Annotated in this window: 15 protein-coding genes, 1 pseudogene and 1 other annotated feature (1 of these 17 only partly in view); of the genes and pseudogenes, 8 read left to right on the top strand and 8 right to left on the bottom strand. The window is 34.6% G+C overall.

The window, feature by feature from the left end:
* Nucleotides 1-93: a binding site (T-box leader), on the top strand (it extends 115 nt beyond the left edge of the window).
* A gap of 36 nt (nt 94-129) precedes the next feature.
* The 3 genes from leuS to KSU54_RS10325 all read left to right on the top strand — a co-directional run bounded on the left by leuS (nt 130) and on the right by KSU54_RS10325 (nt 3454).
* Nucleotides 130-2526 (top strand): leucine--tRNA ligase, encoded by a 2397-nt coding sequence (gene leuS / locus KSU54_RS10315; RefSeq protein WP_217746611.1) that lies wholly within the window; start codon nt 130-132, stop codon nt 2524-2526.
* Between the two features lie 333 nt (nt 2527-2859).
* Nucleotides 2860-3069, top strand: coding sequence for a hypothetical protein (locus KSU54_RS10320; protein ID WP_202985939.1), 210 nt, complete (start codon nt 2860-2862; stop codon nt 3067-3069).
* Nucleotides 3070-3166: 97 nt separating this feature from the next.
* Entirely contained in the window at nt 3167-3454 is a 288-nt protein-coding gene (locus KSU54_RS10325) for a helix-turn-helix transcriptional regulator (protein ID WP_217751461.1), read from the top strand.
* Nucleotides 3455-3746: 292 nt separating this feature from the next.
* On the opposite strand, the gene KSU54_RS10330 is transcribed toward KSU54_RS10325, so the two are convergent.
* Nucleotides 3747-4430: a helix-turn-helix domain-containing protein gene (locus KSU54_RS10330; RefSeq protein ID WP_117890088.1), complete on the bottom strand. Its 684-nt coding sequence runs from the start codon at nt 4428-4430 to the stop codon at nt 3747-3749.
* Between the two features lie 249 nt (nt 4431-4679).
* On the opposite strand from KSU54_RS10330, the gene KSU54_RS10335 reads away from it, so the two are divergent.
* The 5 genes and pseudogenes from KSU54_RS10335 (at nt 4680) to KSU54_RS10355 (ending at nt 8246) form a co-directional block, all read left to right on the top strand.
* Entirely contained in the window at nt 4680-5009 is a 330-nt protein-coding gene (locus KSU54_RS10335) for a hypothetical protein (protein WP_055175863.1), read from the top strand.
* A gap of 94 nt (nt 5010-5103) precedes the next feature.
* Nucleotides 5104-6177: a replication initiation factor domain-containing protein gene (locus tag KSU54_RS10340; RefSeq protein ID WP_217746612.1), complete on the top strand. Its 1074-nt coding sequence runs from the start codon at nt 5104-5106 to the stop codon at nt 6175-6177.
* Between the two features lie 46 nt (nt 6178-6223).
* Nucleotides 6224-6280: pseudogene (locus KSU54_RS18875) on the top strand (hypothetical protein); the annotation flags it as partial.
* A 163-nt stretch (nt 6281-6443) separates the two neighbouring features.
* On the top strand, nt 6444-7646 hold the full coding sequence (locus KSU54_RS10350; RefSeq protein WP_117540254.1) for a tyrosine-type recombinase/integrase: 1203 nt from the start codon (nt 6444-6446) through the stop codon (nt 7644-7646).
* Nucleotides 7647-7982: 336 nt separating this feature from the next.
* Nucleotides 7983-8246, top strand: a complete 264-nt coding sequence (locus tag KSU54_RS10355) for a hypothetical protein (RefSeq protein ID WP_117792649.1) — start codon at nt 7983-7985, stop codon at nt 8244-8246.
* Nucleotides 8247-8655: 409 nt separating this feature from the next.
* Here KSU54_RS10355 and KSU54_RS10360 read toward each other — a convergent pair whose 3' ends face one another.
* From KSU54_RS10360 to rsxC, 7 genes are all read right to left on the bottom strand, one after another.
* Nucleotides 8656-10401, bottom strand: coding sequence for a 1-deoxy-D-xylulose-5-phosphate synthase (locus KSU54_RS10360; RefSeq protein WP_117792651.1), 1746 nt, complete (start codon nt 10399-10401; stop codon nt 8656-8658).
* 300 nt (nt 10402-10701) lie between these two features.
* Nucleotides 10702-11493: an RnfABCDGE type electron transport complex subunit B gene (locus KSU54_RS10365; protein ID WP_117792653.1), complete on the bottom strand. Its 792-nt coding sequence runs from the start codon at nt 11491-11493 to the stop codon at nt 10702-10704.
* Between the two features lie 15 nt (nt 11494-11508).
* A complete protein-coding gene (locus KSU54_RS10370) occupies nt 11509-12081 on the bottom strand; it encodes an electron transport complex protein RnfA (protein WP_003538070.1) in 573 nt (190 codons plus the stop codon).
* The gene (rsxE, locus tag KSU54_RS10375; protein WP_117792655.1) at nt 12082-12813 is read right to left on the bottom strand and encodes an electron transport complex subunit RsxE; all 732 of its coding nucleotides are present in this window, start codon (nt 12811-12813) and stop codon (nt 12082-12084) included. It lies immediately after the preceding gene.
* A complete protein-coding gene (locus tag KSU54_RS10380) occupies nt 12806-13438 on the bottom strand; it encodes an RnfABCDGE type electron transport complex subunit G (RefSeq protein ID WP_008791883.1) in 633 nt (210 codons plus the stop codon). Before KSU54_RS10380 ends, rsxE begins: the two co-directional genes overlap by 8 nt.
* Nucleotides 13438-14364 (bottom strand): RnfABCDGE type electron transport complex subunit D, encoded by a 927-nt coding sequence (locus KSU54_RS10385; protein WP_039883975.1) that lies wholly within the window; start codon nt 14362-14364, stop codon nt 13438-13440. The genes KSU54_RS10380 and KSU54_RS10385 overlap by 1 nt, the downstream gene beginning before the upstream one ends.
* A complete protein-coding gene (gene rsxC / locus KSU54_RS10390) occupies nt 14364-15692 on the bottom strand; it encodes an electron transport complex subunit RsxC (RefSeq protein WP_009009052.1) in 1329 nt (442 codons plus the stop codon). The genes KSU54_RS10385 and rsxC overlap by 1 nt, the downstream gene beginning before the upstream one ends.
* Nucleotides 15693-15771 lie beyond the last annotated feature (79 nt).

Below are 15771 nucleotides of genomic sequence, written 5' to 3' on the forward strand. Positions count from 1 at the left end.
GTAGTCGTTGTCGTTAACTGCGTTAAAGTTTTGAGGGCTAGGTCTTTTAGACTTGGAACTAAGGTGGTAACGCGATTAAAAGTCGTCCTTAGATAGGATGATTTTTTTATTTTAAGGAGGAATTATAAAATGCCGTTTGATCACAAACAAATCGAGCCGAAATGGCAAAAATATTGGGATGAGCATAAAACATTTAAAACAGACTGCTACGATGATAGTAAACCAAAATATTATTGTGTGGATATGTTTCCATATCCGTCAGGGAATGGTTTACATGTAGGGCATCCAGAAGGGTATACTGCAACAGATATTGTTTCAAGAATGAAAAGAATGCAAGGATACAATGTTTTACATCCAATGGGATTTGATTCATTTGGACTTCCTGCAGAGCAGTTTGCTATTCAAACAGGACATCATCCAGCTGAATTTACTAAAAAGAATATTGAGGTATTTAAGGGACAAATTAAATCTTTAGGTTTCTCATATGATTGGGATAGAGAAATCGCAACTAGTGATCCTGAATATTATAAATGGACACAATGGATTTTTACAAAACTTTATGATGCCGGTCTTGCTTATGTAGATGAAATTCCTGTAAACTGGTGTCCAGAACTTAAAGCTGTTTTAGCAAATGAAGAAGTTATTGATGGAAAAAGTGAACGTGGGGGATATCCGGTTATCCGTAAGCCGATGCGGCAATGGGTTTTAAAAATTACTGAATATGCTGAAAGATTGCTTGAAGATTTAGATGATCTTGATTGGCCTGAAGCAACAAAACAAATGCAGCGAAATTGGATTGGAAAATCAGTTGGAGCTAATGTTGATTTTAGGATTGATGGAACAGATAAAATATTTACAGTCTTTACAACTCGTTGCGACACTTTATTTGGTGCAACTTATTGTGTTATGGCACCTGAGCATCCATATGTAGCTGAAATCACTACATTGGAACAAAAAGAAGCTATTGAAGCTTATAAAGAAAGTTGTGTAAGTAAATCAGATTTAGAAAGAACTGAACTAAACAAAGATAAAACAGGTGTTTTTACAGGAGCGTATGCAATTAATCCTGTTAATGGTAAGAAAATTCCTATCTGGATTTCTGATTATGTACTAGCAAGTTATGGAACTGGTGCAATTATGGCAGTACCAGCACATGATGATCGCGATTGGGAATTTGCTAAAAAGTTTGGAATTGAGATCATACCTGTTTTAGAAGGCGGAAATATTGAAGAAGCCGCTTATACTGAAGATGGATTACATATTAATTCTCAATGGTTAGATGGACTAGGAAAACAAGAAGCGATTGATAAGATGATTGCCTGGTTAGAAGAGCATAAGTGTGGAGAAAAGAAAATTTCTTATAAGTTAAGAGACTGGTTATTTTCTCGTCAACGTTATTGGGGTGAGCCAATTCCAATCGTACATATGGAAGATGGAACAATGAGAACCGTTCCGGTTGAAGAATTACCATTAGAATTGCCAGCTACTAAGAATTTTCAACCCCATGATAGTGGTGAATCACCATTAGCTAACTGTGAAGATTGGTTGGAAGTAGAGATTGATGGTCAAAAAGGTCGTCGTGAAACTAATACAATGCCTCAATGGGCAGGATCTTGCTGGTACTATATTCGCTATATTGATCCACATAATAGTGAAGTTATTTGTGATCCTAAATTGTTAGAAAAGTGGTTGCCTGTTGATTTGTATGTAGGTGGTGCTGAGCATGCTGTATTACACTTACTATATTCTCGTTTTTGGCATAAAGTATTGTATGATGCTGGAGTAGTGAAATGTAAAGAGCCATGGCAAAGATTATTCCATCAAGGAATGATTCTTGGAGATAATAATGAAAAAATGTCTAAATCACGTGGTAATGTTGTTAATCCTGATGATATTGTTGCTTCTCATGGTGCAGATTCATTAAGATTATATGAGATGTTTATGGGACCATTGGAAGCTGCTCTTCCTTGGTCAACAAATGGATTAGACGGTTCACGTAAATGGTTAGATCGGGTATATCGTTTATTTATCGAACAAGATAAATTAAGTGATGAAAATGATCATAGTCTTGACCGTGTATATCATCAAACAGTTAAAAAGGTTACAGATGATTTTGAAACATTAGGATTTAATACTGCTATTTCACAAATGATGATCTTCATTAATGAATGCTATAAAGCAGAGACAGTATATAAAGAGTATGCATTTAATTTTATCAAAATGCTTTCTTGCATTGCTCCTCATATTTGTGAAGAAATGTGGCAAATGTTGGGACATGATAGTTCGATTGCATATGAAACTTGGCCAACATATGATGAAAATATGTTAGTGAGCGAGACAGTTGAAATGGGTGTTCAAGTTAACGGGAAACTTAGAGCCAAGATTCAAGTGACTAAAGATACTGATGATGAAGCTGTGAAGGAAATTGCGTTTGAACAAGAAAATGTTAAAGCTCATACTGAGGGTAAAAATATTGTAAAAGTGATTGTTGTAAAAAATAAAATTGTCAATATTGTAATGAAATAATTTGAGAGAAAATCTCACAACAGAATAAAGTGCTTGGGAATATTGAAAAGTTCGCTTAAAATCAAGGCTTGCAGACATTTTTCTTCAAGGGAAAGGTATCATAGAATACCGTAAAATATCGTAACAGATTTTTAAAATGGAGTAAAATTGGAGTAAAGATTGAAAGAAAATGGAGTAAATATTTCAAAGATGTAATGAGAAATGGCGTAGGTAGTGGAAACATTATCTGCGTCATTTCTTATTTGTAAAATTAGGGGCAGTTTTATTGAATTTGTGATAAAATAGAAAAAACATCTTGACTCTTTAGTAGCGTAACGGTTTACGATGAAAGATATGTCAATGAAAGCAGTAAAAAGATTGGGGAAAAGTTGTAAAAATCTTTTTAAAATGGATAATGCAAGAGTATTATTATTAGAAATGGCTAAAGATTATTTGAATCATTCTCAGTTGGAAGAAGCCACAGATAAACAGTACGGAAAAGGGGTTACAAAATACATTGGTTCAGCGATATATCGGTATTATGGTGTAGAAAACTTGGAATAAACAGATGTTACCAAAATGGAAACAAAGGAAATACATACTGGTACTTTTATTTTGGGTTCTATCGTTATATGATGTGAATGAAAGAGAGGTATGGAGTATGGCATTAAATGATAACATCAAAAAATTCAGAGAAGAAAAAAATCTCACTCAGCAACAACTGGCAGATAAGTTATATGTTTCAAGGCAGACAGTTTGTCGTTGGGAAAATGGTTCAAGATGTCCAGATTTGATTACGGCAAAAAAACTGGCATTAGAACTAGATGTAAGTATGGATGAACTTATATCAGATGAAGATGTAAATGATATGCAAGTAAATTATGGAATATGGAAATCTGAAAGAATAAAAGACAAGAAGCATTTACAGACACTTCAAAAAAAGATATAAGACTTTATACAAATTGTGGGAGCTGTATTTTTAGCAATCACGATTTTGTTACGAGTGCAATTAGATATGAGAGTACCTGTATGGTGTACAATCATTTGCTTTATTATTGTAGCGGTAGCATTTCTTTGTAATTTCATAGTTTCTAAAAAGTTGAGAGAAATGTAGTGAGGTCAAGGAACAAGGCGTAGCCGATACGCCGTAGGGCAGTCCTTGACGGAACGGACACAGCCAACAGAACCATGATACAGCAGAGGACTTGAAAGGTCAGAAACCTTGCAAGTCCTCTTGTCTGTTACTGGGCGTTGTGTTTTAAGTAAAGTGCTTCTTTTACCACTTCTTTTTCAAATGCTTTGATATGACAATCATGTACTTCATTGTCAATATAAAAGCAATCGTCAGTCTGTGAGTAGGCAAGTTTGGTAACTTTCGGTTCATAAGTTTTTGTATCAATTCCGTAATAGTAAATCGTGGCGGTTGTTAATACCATGTGAATACTTTCAAAATCTCTTGTAAAAATAGTATGCCTGTCGGAATAGAAGAAATCAGACGGACATTCGTAGAACTCGGAACTATCTTCTTTCAAAAATAAAGGTAATAGGTGCATTGCATTTCCAGCACGATTGACAAGAACATAAAAGCGTGGAATAAGGGCGGCATATTGGGTCATCATGGCAATATAGATATCGTCTAAATTATCAAGAAGATACTCGGAGCAGGAGTTGTTATAAAAGACATATTGCAGGGCATTGTTATTCTTACTTGTATGTTCCATAGGTACATTTTCTCCGTAAAGCCACCGCAAGTCTACATCTAAGGAGTCGGCAATTAGTTCCATTTTATCGGCTTTTGGATTGTATTGTCCCGAAAGATAGGAACTGAACGCTCCTTTGCTGATACCAGTATCTTTGACTATATCCACTTGTTTTTTATTTTTTGCTTTCATGGCAAATTTAATCCGTTCTGCGATTGTATTCATCTGAAAACCTCTCTTTCCATATCTCGTTATAACTTCTCATATCATATCGTCTAAGGACACTATATCATAAGTTCAGAAAAAAGAAAACAAAAAGTTCATAAAAAACTAAACTTTCTGTTGCGAAATGAACATATTTATGCTAACATACAAATGAGTTCAGAAATAACTGAACAGAAAAACGGCGTCGTAATAGGAAAATGAAAATATGAGAAACTGACCTATCGGTTCAACGGGGAGAAAGGAACGAGTATGCAGATTACATTGACGAAAGAACAGGTAAAAGAAGCCTTTGGAGAACTTCGTTTTATGGGTGCGGACAACTGTTACCGCTATGACAAAGACAGCAAGAAGAAAACAGAGGAAGTGGAAGCTTTAAAACTTCATCTCGGAAGCATGAAAATTGGGAACAGCGTGGATATTCGCTTAGAAGCAACGGAACTTCCGAAGATTGAGCCTTATGCGGTGGTAGAACTCGAAGAACCAGTATATGCCCCTTATGTGCAGAGAGGAAACTTTCCGGTATTAGTGGAAAAGATTACCTGTAAAGGTATCCGTCCTGTTCCGAATAAAAATATGTAGGTGGTCAAAGTTCCTGCCCTCATTCTGACGTATTAAACGGCAGGTTGAGGGCAGGGCAATGGCAACGCCATTGCAGATAGGAGGTATGTGAAATTTGGAAGAAAGAAGCGGAAGTTTTCTTCCAGAACTCCCCTACACTAACAGGGGAGTAATACGACAGAAAGAAGAATTAAGTGCTTTGATAGATTGGTGTCAGGTAACCATTAAGGAAGTTCCGTTAGAAGCAGTTATAGAAGATGTACTGAGAATACCGTTGGAACTTATGACGGTGACAGGCTATGAAAAAGGAATTGCAGGACATGAGGTTGTGGCAATCTTTGATAATATCAAGGTACTAAAACCAACAGGAAATGCACAGTATCAAGGCTTTCAGATTTTAATGAGTGGGAAAGGTTGTCGCAACTATGAAAATTTTTTACAACTCAATGAGGAAACATGGTTTGATTTCTTAAACAGAGTTTGTCAGTATCACATCAACTTTCCTCGGATTGATTTGGCGATAGATGATAGAAAACCTTATTTGAGTATTCCCGATTTGATTGTACGGACAAAAGAGGGATTGCTTTCCACAAAACTAAGGGAGATAGATTTTCACGACTCGGGGGAACTGAAAGAAGAAGTGTTTCAGAGTAAAGGTGGTAGTCTTTATCTCGGCAGTTCAGCCAGTAATTTGAGATTGGTATTTTATGAAAAGGGATATGAACAGAATAAAAAGTATGGAACAGAATTAGACGAAAATTGGAATAGATATGAGTTGAGATTTCGGCAGGAAATGGCGGTAAGTGTAGTACAGGCATTATTGAGATATAGAGATGTGGCAGGACTGGCAATGGAAGTATTAAACAGCAAAATACGATTTTTAGAAAAGCCGACAGACAGCACGACAACACGAAAAAGGCTTTATCCAACCTATCAAGCGTGGGCGGAACTGATGAAAGATATAGGCAAGGTGAAACTTACCATACAGCCACAGAAGAAAAGTTTGCAAAAGGTGTGGGAGTGGTTAGAAAAGTATGTTGCCCCGTCTTTGAAACTGTTTGCAGAGGTTGGGAAGATAGAGCAGAGAGATTATATCGGTAATCTTGTAAAAAATGGAGAAATGAATATCACACAGAAGCAGTTGTATGATGATTACATAAAAGCAAGAAAATTAGGCGAAAGGGGGTAATCGTATCGATAAAGCATTACTAAATATAAATGAATTTTGTGAGTATATGGGGATTGGGAAAACAAAGGCAAGAGAACTGTTGAACAATCCGAAAAATAGATTTACAGTACGCATTGGTAATCGGTTGTATGCAAATAAGAAATTACTTGATGAATGGCTGGAATATCAATGCAAAAGGGCTTGAAAAGAAAATGGGGTGTGGATATAATGAAAATTGAAATATTTACTTTACCATATTTCTTTTAGTAGAAGAAAGGAAAGTTGGTATGGGTAAAGATTTAAAAGGAAAAGAACTCGGTAAGGGAATTTCACAGAGAGCAGATGGACGCTATATTGCAAGATTTACAAGCAAAACAGGAAAACGTAAAACGCTTTATGATTTTAAACTGAATGAATTAAAACGGAAGTTGCGAGAAGCGGTTTATGAAGATGAACATGGTTTGAATGGCAACGGCGAAAGTATCACTTTAAACGCATGGTATGTAACGTGGACGGAGTTGTATAAGAAGAAAACAGTTAAAATGACTACGATATATAAAAATCACAGTTACTATAACGCAAGAGTGAAGAACTCTATCGGAAAGATGTATTTGCAGGACATTAAAACATATCATGTTCAAAAATTCATAAATGAATTGATAGATAGCGGTCTTGCACATGGAACGGTGTCGAACATCAGATTTATGCTGAGTGATATGTTTGATAAAGCAGTATTGAGTGAATATATTAGAAAAAATCCATGTATCGGTGTGGAAATGCCAAAAGAAGTGAAAAAGGAAAGGCGTGTATTAACAAGAGAGGAACAGGAAAAATTCTTTACATTTGCTTCTTCCTACATACACATCAATGTTTTGAAATTTGCTGTGACAACAGGTTGTCGGATTGGAGAAGTGCTTGGGCTGAAATGGGAAGATTGTGACTTTGAAAAAAGAGAAATTACAATCAATAAGACAATTCATTATTCAAAGGCTTCTAGTCCCGTCGAGGGTTCAAAGTTTTTCTACACAACTGCCAAAACCATATCAAGCAATCGTGTTATTCCTATGACAGATGAAGTATATGAGATTTTGCAAAATCAGAAGATAAAGCAGACAGAACAGAAGATGTGGAAACGCTCAATATGGAAACAACACAAAGAATTTCAAAATTTGGTATTTACTTGTTCAGACGGTTCGCCAGTTTACTATTACAACGTCAATAGTGCAATCAAAGACTATGTGGCAAAAATCAATGTAATAGAGATTGAACTGGCAAAGGAAGAAAAGAGAGAGCCGAAGATATTTGAACTATTTACCTGTCACACTCTACGACATACATACGCTACAAGGTGCTATGAAAATGGAGTAGACCAACAGGTAGTGCAGAAACTCTTAGGTCACTCCACGTTGGCAATGACAACCGATTTATACACGCACGTTTCAGAAGAAAAGAAAAAAGAAGAAGTAGTCGAACTGAAAATATTGGCTTAAAATTGGAGTAAAAATGGAGTAAATCAGAAGATAGATAGCGAAAAACAGCGTAAAATCAACATTTTCGAGTAGACATAAATATTGTAATGAAATAGTTATAAATAAAAGAGACTGTAACGCATTAAAATTGATATGCTTCTTTCTGGGGAGACAAGTGAAATAATAAAAACTTGTCACTTAGGAGGAAGCATATTTTATGTCTAAAAGAAAAATATCCATTGAGGATAAGGTATATGCTGTAAATTTGTATCTAGATGGAAAAGAAAGCCGAAATCGAATTGTATCTATGTTTGGTGTCAGCAAGCTGTTTTAGATTATTTAGATGGTCGTGGTTCCTTGGATGATATTTGTAAAAAATACGGAATTTGTCAAAGATTGAAGTTACAACTCTGGATAAAGAAGGATAATAATCATGAAGAGTTAAAATCATCTGAAATAGGAGAACACACTATTATGACAAAAGGAAGAAAAACTGCATTTGGAGGTTGTACAGAGAAAGCTCTGAAAACGAACAAAAAAACAGACGGATTACTGATGAGATTGAAAAGCTCCATACAGAGTCACCAGATAGAGGATAATGAAGAATTAGAGATGATCTAGAATGTTATCATGACATTGATGTTAATGATAAACGAGTACTACGTACTACTTAATATCAAATCAACTATTAAATACTCTACTAATGGATGTACAGGACAGGCTGTAAATCCTCAATATATAGCTAAAAATTTACTTAATCGAGAGTTTACTACCGATGCACTAAATGAGAAACGGCTCACAGATGTAACAGAATTCCATTATTATATTAGAATCGAAAAACATAAAATTTATTTGCAAATCGCATAAAAACTGCCAGTAGATAATCTACCGGCAGGAAAAATTTTATATTTTTTCAATTGTCTACTTGACAGGTTGCAGTTCACTTTAGACGTTACAGCCTTTTTTAAATACATTATTAATTTTATTGTATACTAATGAGAATTATATATAAAACAATAATATATAGTTTTTAGCTATTTTTCATATAAGTCACTAATTGATCAACGGATATACCATGTTGAGCTAATAATTCATCAGCATTAAAATCAGTATGAAAGGCCTTGGAGATACCATAATTCTTGACTTTCATCTCTGTCATACCGTAGAAACTGCTTATTCTGTGCCCATATCCACCTTCTAATTCACCATCTTCTAAAGTAATAATAAGACGATGATTATTAGTCAAGTCATTTAGTAATTCTTCATCTAAACCTGTTAGAAATTTTGGATTTATTACAGTGATATTTTTACCGGTATCCTCTTTGTATTTTTGAGCTGTTTTTAAGGCTAATGGAAGCAGATTACTTACTCCGATAATAGCAATATCATTACCTTGTTGAACAATTTGAGATTTATTATGGATAGAGTAATCAGTTGTGTCTTCTTGACCACTTTCAATCATTTGTACTGGGACTCTGATTGCAATTGGATGATCTTTTTGGGTAGTTGCATATTTAAACATTTGTAAATACTCTTCTTTAGTTGTCGGCGCTAAATAGATTAAATTTGGAATATGTGCAAACATTGCAATATCACATAAAGCTATATGAGTATTTGAATTCATCCCATAGACTCCAGCGGATAGAACAAGAATTGTTGCTGGATTATTGTTCAGACATAAATCGTGAGATAGCTGATCATATGTACGTTGTAAAAAAGGAGCAAAAGTTCCAAAGACAGGTATTCCGCCATTTTTAGCAATCCCGCTAATCATTGCCATAGCATTTTCTTCAGCAATGCCAACATCAATAAATTGTCCACGTTCGACATATTCTTTTCTTACAGGTTCGATGAATCCTAGCCCCATCGGTGTACCGGCATTTACAACAACAGCCTTTTTATTTGCATTTAATAAGTTAGTCAAGCTATTGAATAGGGTTTGATCATCTTCATCAACAAATTTATATGTTCCATCAGCAACATTAAATGGACCACCAGCATGCCAAGCTTCCTTGTTTACCTCTGCATATGGTAATCCTTTTCCCTTGATTGTATGGATATGCAATACGATAGGGTGATCGATATTTTTAACACTTTCAAATAATTCAATTAATTTTTCGATATCATGCCCATCATCTAAGTATTTATAATCAAGACCAAATGATGTAAATATATTGTTATTACTTGTTCCGTTAGTGTCTCGTAATTCTTTAAGCGTTTGATAAATACCGCCATGATTTTCGGCAATACTTTGATCATTGTCATTAACGATAATGATCAAGTTTTTATTATATTCGCCTGCATAATCGATAGCTTCTAGTGCTTCTCCACCTGATAAAGAACCATCGCCAATAATAGCGATAATATTTTCGGCTTTTTTATTCAAATCTCTTCCAATTGCTAACCCAAGAGCAAGTGATACAGATGTAGAAGTGTGACCAATTGTAAACATGTCATGTTCACTTTCAAGTGGGTTGGTATATCCTGTTACGTCATGGAAATGTTCTTCATCTAGAAATGCCTCTTTTCTGCCAGTCAATATTTTGTGTGGATAAGACTGATGGGAAACATCAAAAACGAATTTATCATTTGGTGAATCAAAAACATAATGTAAAGCTACTGTCATTTCTACCATCCCTAAATTGGGACCACTATGTCCGCCGGCTTTACTAATCTTATTAATCAATGCTGCTCTAACTTCGTTAGCAAGTTCTTTTAATTCTTTTCTATTCAATTTTTTAAGATCGTTTGTATCGTCTATTTTTTCTAAAAACATATTTACCTCCCATATAACTAGATACTATAAAAAATACTTTTTATAGGTGATAATATCATACATCTTGAAGTTTACTTCAAGTCAAGAGAAAAATTAAAGTAGTTTATGAGATGATAATTAGAATTACTGTACTGAACATATTTATTAATAGAGGAAAATAAGTATAATAAAAGAATGAAGTATAGAGTAGATTAATTAGTAATTTTATGATAAGTGAAAAGTGATAAGTAAAAAAGGTGATTTTTTGATACAATGAAGTTCACTACACAAAGTCACCTTTTTCATTTGATTAATATAATTTTAAGCAGTTATAATGCATTTTCGAGGACATTTTTCTTTGCAAAGTCCACAATTTGTACATTTAGTATAATCAATCCGTGCTAAAGAGTTTTCAATAATAATTGCATTATTAGGACAATTACGAGCACATATACCACAGCCAATACAACTAACAGCGCAATTTTTACGAGCTCGGAGAGCTGGTTCATTTGAATTACATTTTACTACTGCCTGTTTTTGATATGGAATCAAAGTAATTACATTATTTGGACAGACTCTAAGACATTTACCACATGCTTGGCACAAGTCTGGATTGATAACGGCAACCCCATCAATAATTGAAATGGCATTATATTCACATTCTCTGACACAACTGCCGTATCCCATGCAGCCGTGACTACATTGTTTATCTCCACCACCAGGGACGATGGCTGCGTTATTACAGTCTTTGATACCGTGATATAAGTACTGAATCGTTGCATTTTCGCAAGTACCACCGCAACGAACAAATGCTGTCATTCGCATTGTTCCTTCACTTTCTACTCCCATGATCATTGCAATGGCGTCAGCTACACTTTTTCCTCCAACAGGACATTGATTGATCTTTGCTTCACCAGCAACAATTGCTTTGGCTAGCCCGTCACATCCGGGATAGCCACACCCCCCACAATTATTTCCAGGAAGTTCTTCACGAATTTGAATTTCTTTTTCATTAACAGTAATGGCAAATTTTTCACTAGCAATTGTCAGAAGAATACCAATAAGTAAACCGATTGCACCTACAATAATGGCCGCAATTATAATTTCATTCATCTTATATTCTCCTCCTTATATTAGACCTGAAAAGCCAATGAATGCAATTGCCATCAGTCCTGCTGTGATTAGTACAATGGGGGAACCTTGGAATGAAACAGGAATATCATTATCAGCGATTTTTTCACGTATCCCAGCCATAATAACGATGGCAATCGTAAATCCAACAGCTGTTCCAAAACTACAAACAAGACTTGTCAAAATATCATAATTATTTTGAACATTTGTGATAGCAACTCCTAAAACGGCACAGTTAGTTGTGATAAGAGGAAGATATACTCCCAAAGAACTATATAAGCCAGAGCTATATTTTTTTAAGAACATTTCAACTAGCTGCACCAAAGCAGCAATAACTAAGATGAAGGTAACAGTGTTTAAATATTCTAAATGGAAGAGTACTAGTATTTTGTAAACTAAACTTGTTGCAATTGAAGCAATAGACATTACAAAGATGACAGCACCACCCATTCCTGCTGCTGTTTCAATTTTTTTTGATACTCCTAAAAAAGGACATAGACCTAAGAATTGACTTAAGACAACATTATTTACTAAAGCGACACTAATTAATAATAAAATCATTCCCGTCATTTATTTTTCCTCCTTTAAATCACAAAGTGCCTTTTCATCACTGCTACGACAATGAAGACAATCATGATTACAATTACCATCTTTGTTTTTATTAGTTGCACTTGGCAGTTTTAAACGGTTTTGAATAGCCGTTAGACCAGCTAAAACAAAGAAAGCGCCAGGTGCCATTACAAAGATAGTTACAGGTTCAAGATGAGCAAAAAAGCTATAAATATTAGTGCCAACTAAATCTTTAAAAAGTGGCGCAAACTCAATTCCAAAAAAAGTACCACTGCCCAACATTTCTCTAATTAAACCAATACAAGTCAGTGCAAGCGTAAAACCTAGCCCCATACCAACACCATCAAATAACGATAAAACGCAACTATGTTTTGAAGCGTAAGCTTCAGCTCGTCCTAAAATGATACAATTAACCACAATTAGAGGAATATAGATCCCTAATGTATCATATAATGAAGGCAAATATGCTTGTAATAGTAATTGGACAATTGTTACCATTGAAGCGACAATTACGATATAAGAAGGAATTCGCATTCTTTCAGGGATTATTTTTCGTAAGAACGAAATCATAAAATTTGATACGGCAAGGACAATCATCGTTGTTAAGCCCATTCCTAATCCATTGACAGAAGAAGTTGTTACTGCAAGAGTAGGACACATTCCTAACATTAAAATCAAAGTTGGATTTTCTTTTATGATTCCATTATAAAGACGTTCAACATATTTATTCATGATTAGCCTCCTTGATTTCCTGGTTGATTGCTAAGGCTCCGTTAATAGCATTGTTAAAAGCTGATGAAGTAATTGTAGCTCCGCTTAGAGCATCAATTTCATCTTCATTTTGCTTACCAGTTTTGGTGATTTTAAAATCAGTTACTGATTTATGATAATATTGATTTTTAAAATTATCATTTTTAGCATTCATTCCTAATCCAACCGTCTCATCAATTGAGAGGACTTCAATTCCCGTAATTTCATCATTAGTATCAATTCCAACAACTAATGTGATATCACCGCCATAACCATCTTCAGTAGTGACTTTGACAACATGTCCTATTAATTCTTTTTTATCATTTGTAACGACTAAAACGTCGTCTATCACAATGCCATTTTCACCAAAGTTATATTTTTTGTCTTTTATAACATTAGGAAAATTTTTAACAAGTTGATTTATTTGTTTATTATTATCAAAATTTTGACCTTCTTTAAAAACACTTCGATAAGAATCTTGTATGATTTTTTCATTTTGTCTAGCAATTGGGTCTTTGGTAATAGAATTAACCATAGCTAGAGATAAACTAGCAGCAACTGTAATTACAACAAAAACGAGAATATCTTTTAGAAGATTTTTTTTCATTATGCTTTACCTCCACTACCTTTTATTTTAGGCACTGTTACTTTTTCAATCAAAGGGACAAGTAAATTAGTAATGATAATAGCAAATGACATTCCCTCAGGAGTATTACCATAGAGCCTAAAAACAGCAGCTAATATTCCAATAACCAGTCCATAAATAATTTTACCGGTTGGAGTAATCGGACTTGTCACATAGTCAGTAGCCATGAAAAATGCCCCAATCATTAAACCGCCACCACAAATTTGTTGTAATAAAAATAGACTGTTAAAGTTATTATTGATCAAAATGATTAAAGAAAATGAAAATAGGATACACAACGGTATTTTAGGACTAATTACTTTTCGATAAATTAGGTAGATAGCGCCTAAAAGCAGAGCAATTACTGATGTTTCACCAATCGTACCACTAGTATTTCCTATAAACATTTTGAGAAGATTGACATTTTGTCCATTTTGTATCATTGCCAGCGGAGTAGCACTAGTACTTGCGTCGATGCTAACAAAGCTGTTCATTTTTCCGGCAAATGAAATTAATAAAAAACATCGAGCTGCTAAAGCAGGATTCATAAAGTTCTGACCAAGTCCACCAAAAAGTTGCTTAACAATTATAACTGCGAATATACTTCCCAAAGCAACCATCCACAATGGCAATGAGCTTGATAGGCATAACGCTAATAATAAGCCTGTGATGGCTGCGGAGCCGTCTTTAATCGTGATTGGCAGCTTCATCAATCGTTGATACAAATATTCACTTAGAACAGCTGTAATAATAGCAGTTGTAATAACAAGAAACGCATTAAATCCAAATTGATAAATTCCAAAAAAAGTTGCTGGTAATAAAGAAATGATTACGTCATACATAATATTTTTAGTTGTAATTGAACTACGAATATGGGGAGCAGTAGACACATTAAATAAATTATCCATTATTTTGCTCCTTTCTTGCGATCGTCATTAATTGCTTTTTTTATTTTTTTAAATGATTGTGTCATGTTTCGCTTTGCAGGACATGTGAAGGTACAGCAGCCGCACTCCATACAATCGTTGCCGTGAACCTTTAAAAAGTTTTCTTTATCGCCTGTTCTGGCATAACGGTATAGTAATTGTGGAATAAGACCGATAGGGCAAACATCGACGCATCGGCCGCAGTGAATGCACGCAGTTGGAGCGGTTTTAGATACTTCATCTTCACTTAGGCAAACTAAAGCAGAAGAAGTTTTAGAAACTGGTACATCTAAATTAAATAAAGCAGTACCCATCATGGGACCACCAGAAATGATTTTTTGAGGATGTACTTTAAAACCTCCACAAGCGTCAACAAGGGTCTGATATTTAGTTCCTAGGCGAACCTTAAAATTTTGTGGTTGAAAGATTGCATCACCAGTTACCGTTACAATCTTTTCAATTAGTGGAATATTTAAGGCAACGGCCTCATAGATAGCAATAATAGATGCAACATTGCTGACAATACAGCCAACATCAGCTGGCAACATCCCATTTACAATTGTTTGATTAGTTAATACTTTAATCAATACGCGTTCACTTCCTTGAGGGTATTTTGTTGGTAAGGCTGCTATTTCAATTTTATCTTCATCTACAACGACTTTTTTTAAATGAGCTAATGCTTCTGGCTTATTATCTTCAATAGCAATAATTGCTTTGGCATTTTTAAATAACTGTAATTGAATTTTGATGCCAGCGATTAATTTATCTGTTTCTTCTAGCATTAAACGATAGTCAGAAGTTAAATAGGGCTCACATTCTGCACCGTTGATAATTACATATTTAATTGAGTCATCATCTTTAGGGGTATTTTTTATTGCGCTGGGGAAGCCGGCGCCACCTAAACCAACAATTCCTGCGTGAGCGATAAGTTCACGAATTTGCATACTGCTATAATTATGATAATCATTTGTTGTGTTGTATTCTGGAATACTTTGATATTGGTGATCGTTAGTAATAACGATACAATCAACAAAAAAACCAGTAGGGGCAAGTCGTAAATCAATTGTTTTAACGGTTCCAGAGACAGAACTAGCAACATTGGCAGAAATCATACCGTTTCCATTAGCAATAATTTGGCCAACTAAAACATGATCACCTTTAGCAACGATAGCTTTAGCTGGAGCACCAATATGCTGTGATAATGGATAAATCAGTTCATCTCCAGGATTTAATAGTTTGATTGGATGATTGGCGGAAAGACTTTTATTATCATGGGGATGGATTCCGCCTTTAAAACTTAGTATTCTCATTTGAATTAAACTCCTTTTTTGGACTATATTTTAATTATAGACTTTTTATAATTAATATTAAATAGTTTAGACAAGTTAA

The sequence above is a fragment of the Erysipelatoclostridium sp. MSK.23.31 genome, from assembly GCF_019125875.1.
Taxonomy (GTDB): Bacteria; Bacillota_I; Bacilli_A; order Erysipelotrichales; family Coprobacillaceae; genus Thomasclavelia; species Thomasclavelia ramosa.

Coding starts and splice junctions, on each gene's coding strand:
- KSU54_RS10380 (WP_008791883.1), bottom strand. CDS start 13,438: ATGAAAAAAAATCTTCTAAAAGATATTCTCGTTTTTGTTGTAATTACA.
- KSU54_RS10370 (WP_003538070.1), bottom strand. CDS start 12,081: ATGACGGGAATGATTTTATTATTAATTAGTGTCGCTTTAGTAAATAAT.
- KSU54_RS10335 (WP_055175863.1), top strand. CDS start 4,680: ATGCAGATTACATTGACGAAAGAACAGGTAAAAGAAGCCTTTGGAGAA.
- rsxE (WP_117792655.1), bottom strand. CDS start 12,813: ATGAATAAATATGTTGAACGTCTTTATAATGGAATCATAAAAGAAAAT.
- KSU54_RS10330 (WP_117890088.1), bottom strand. CDS start 4,430: ATGAATACAATCGCAGAACGGATTAAATTTGCCATGAAAGCAAAAAAT.
- KSU54_RS10385 (WP_039883975.1), bottom strand. CDS start 14,364: ATGGATAATTTATTTAATGTGTCTACTGCTCCCCATATTCGTAGTTCA.
- rsxC (WP_009009052.1), bottom strand. CDS start 15,692: ATGAGAATACTAAGTTTTAAAGGCGGAATCCATCCCCATGATAATAAA.
- KSU54_RS10365 (WP_117792653.1), bottom strand. CDS start 11,493: ATGAATGAAATTATAATTGCGGCCATTATTGTAGGTGCAATCGGTTTA.
- KSU54_RS10320 (WP_202985939.1), top strand. CDS start 2,860: ATGTCAATGAAAGCAGTAAAAAGATTGGGGAAAAGTTGTAAAAATCTT.
- KSU54_RS10360 (WP_117792651.1), bottom strand. CDS start 10,401: ATGTTTTTAGAAAAAATAGACGATACAAACGATCTTAAAAAATTGAAT.
- KSU54_RS10350 (WP_117540254.1), top strand. CDS start 6,444: ATGGGTAAAGATTTAAAAGGAAAAGAACTCGGTAAGGGAATTTCACAG.
- leuS (WP_217746611.1), top strand. CDS start 130: ATGCCGTTTGATCACAAACAAATCGAGCCGAAATGGCAAAAATATTGG.
- KSU54_RS10325 (WP_217751461.1), top strand. CDS start 3,167: ATGGCATTAAATGATAACATCAAAAAATTCAGAGAAGAAAAAAATCTC.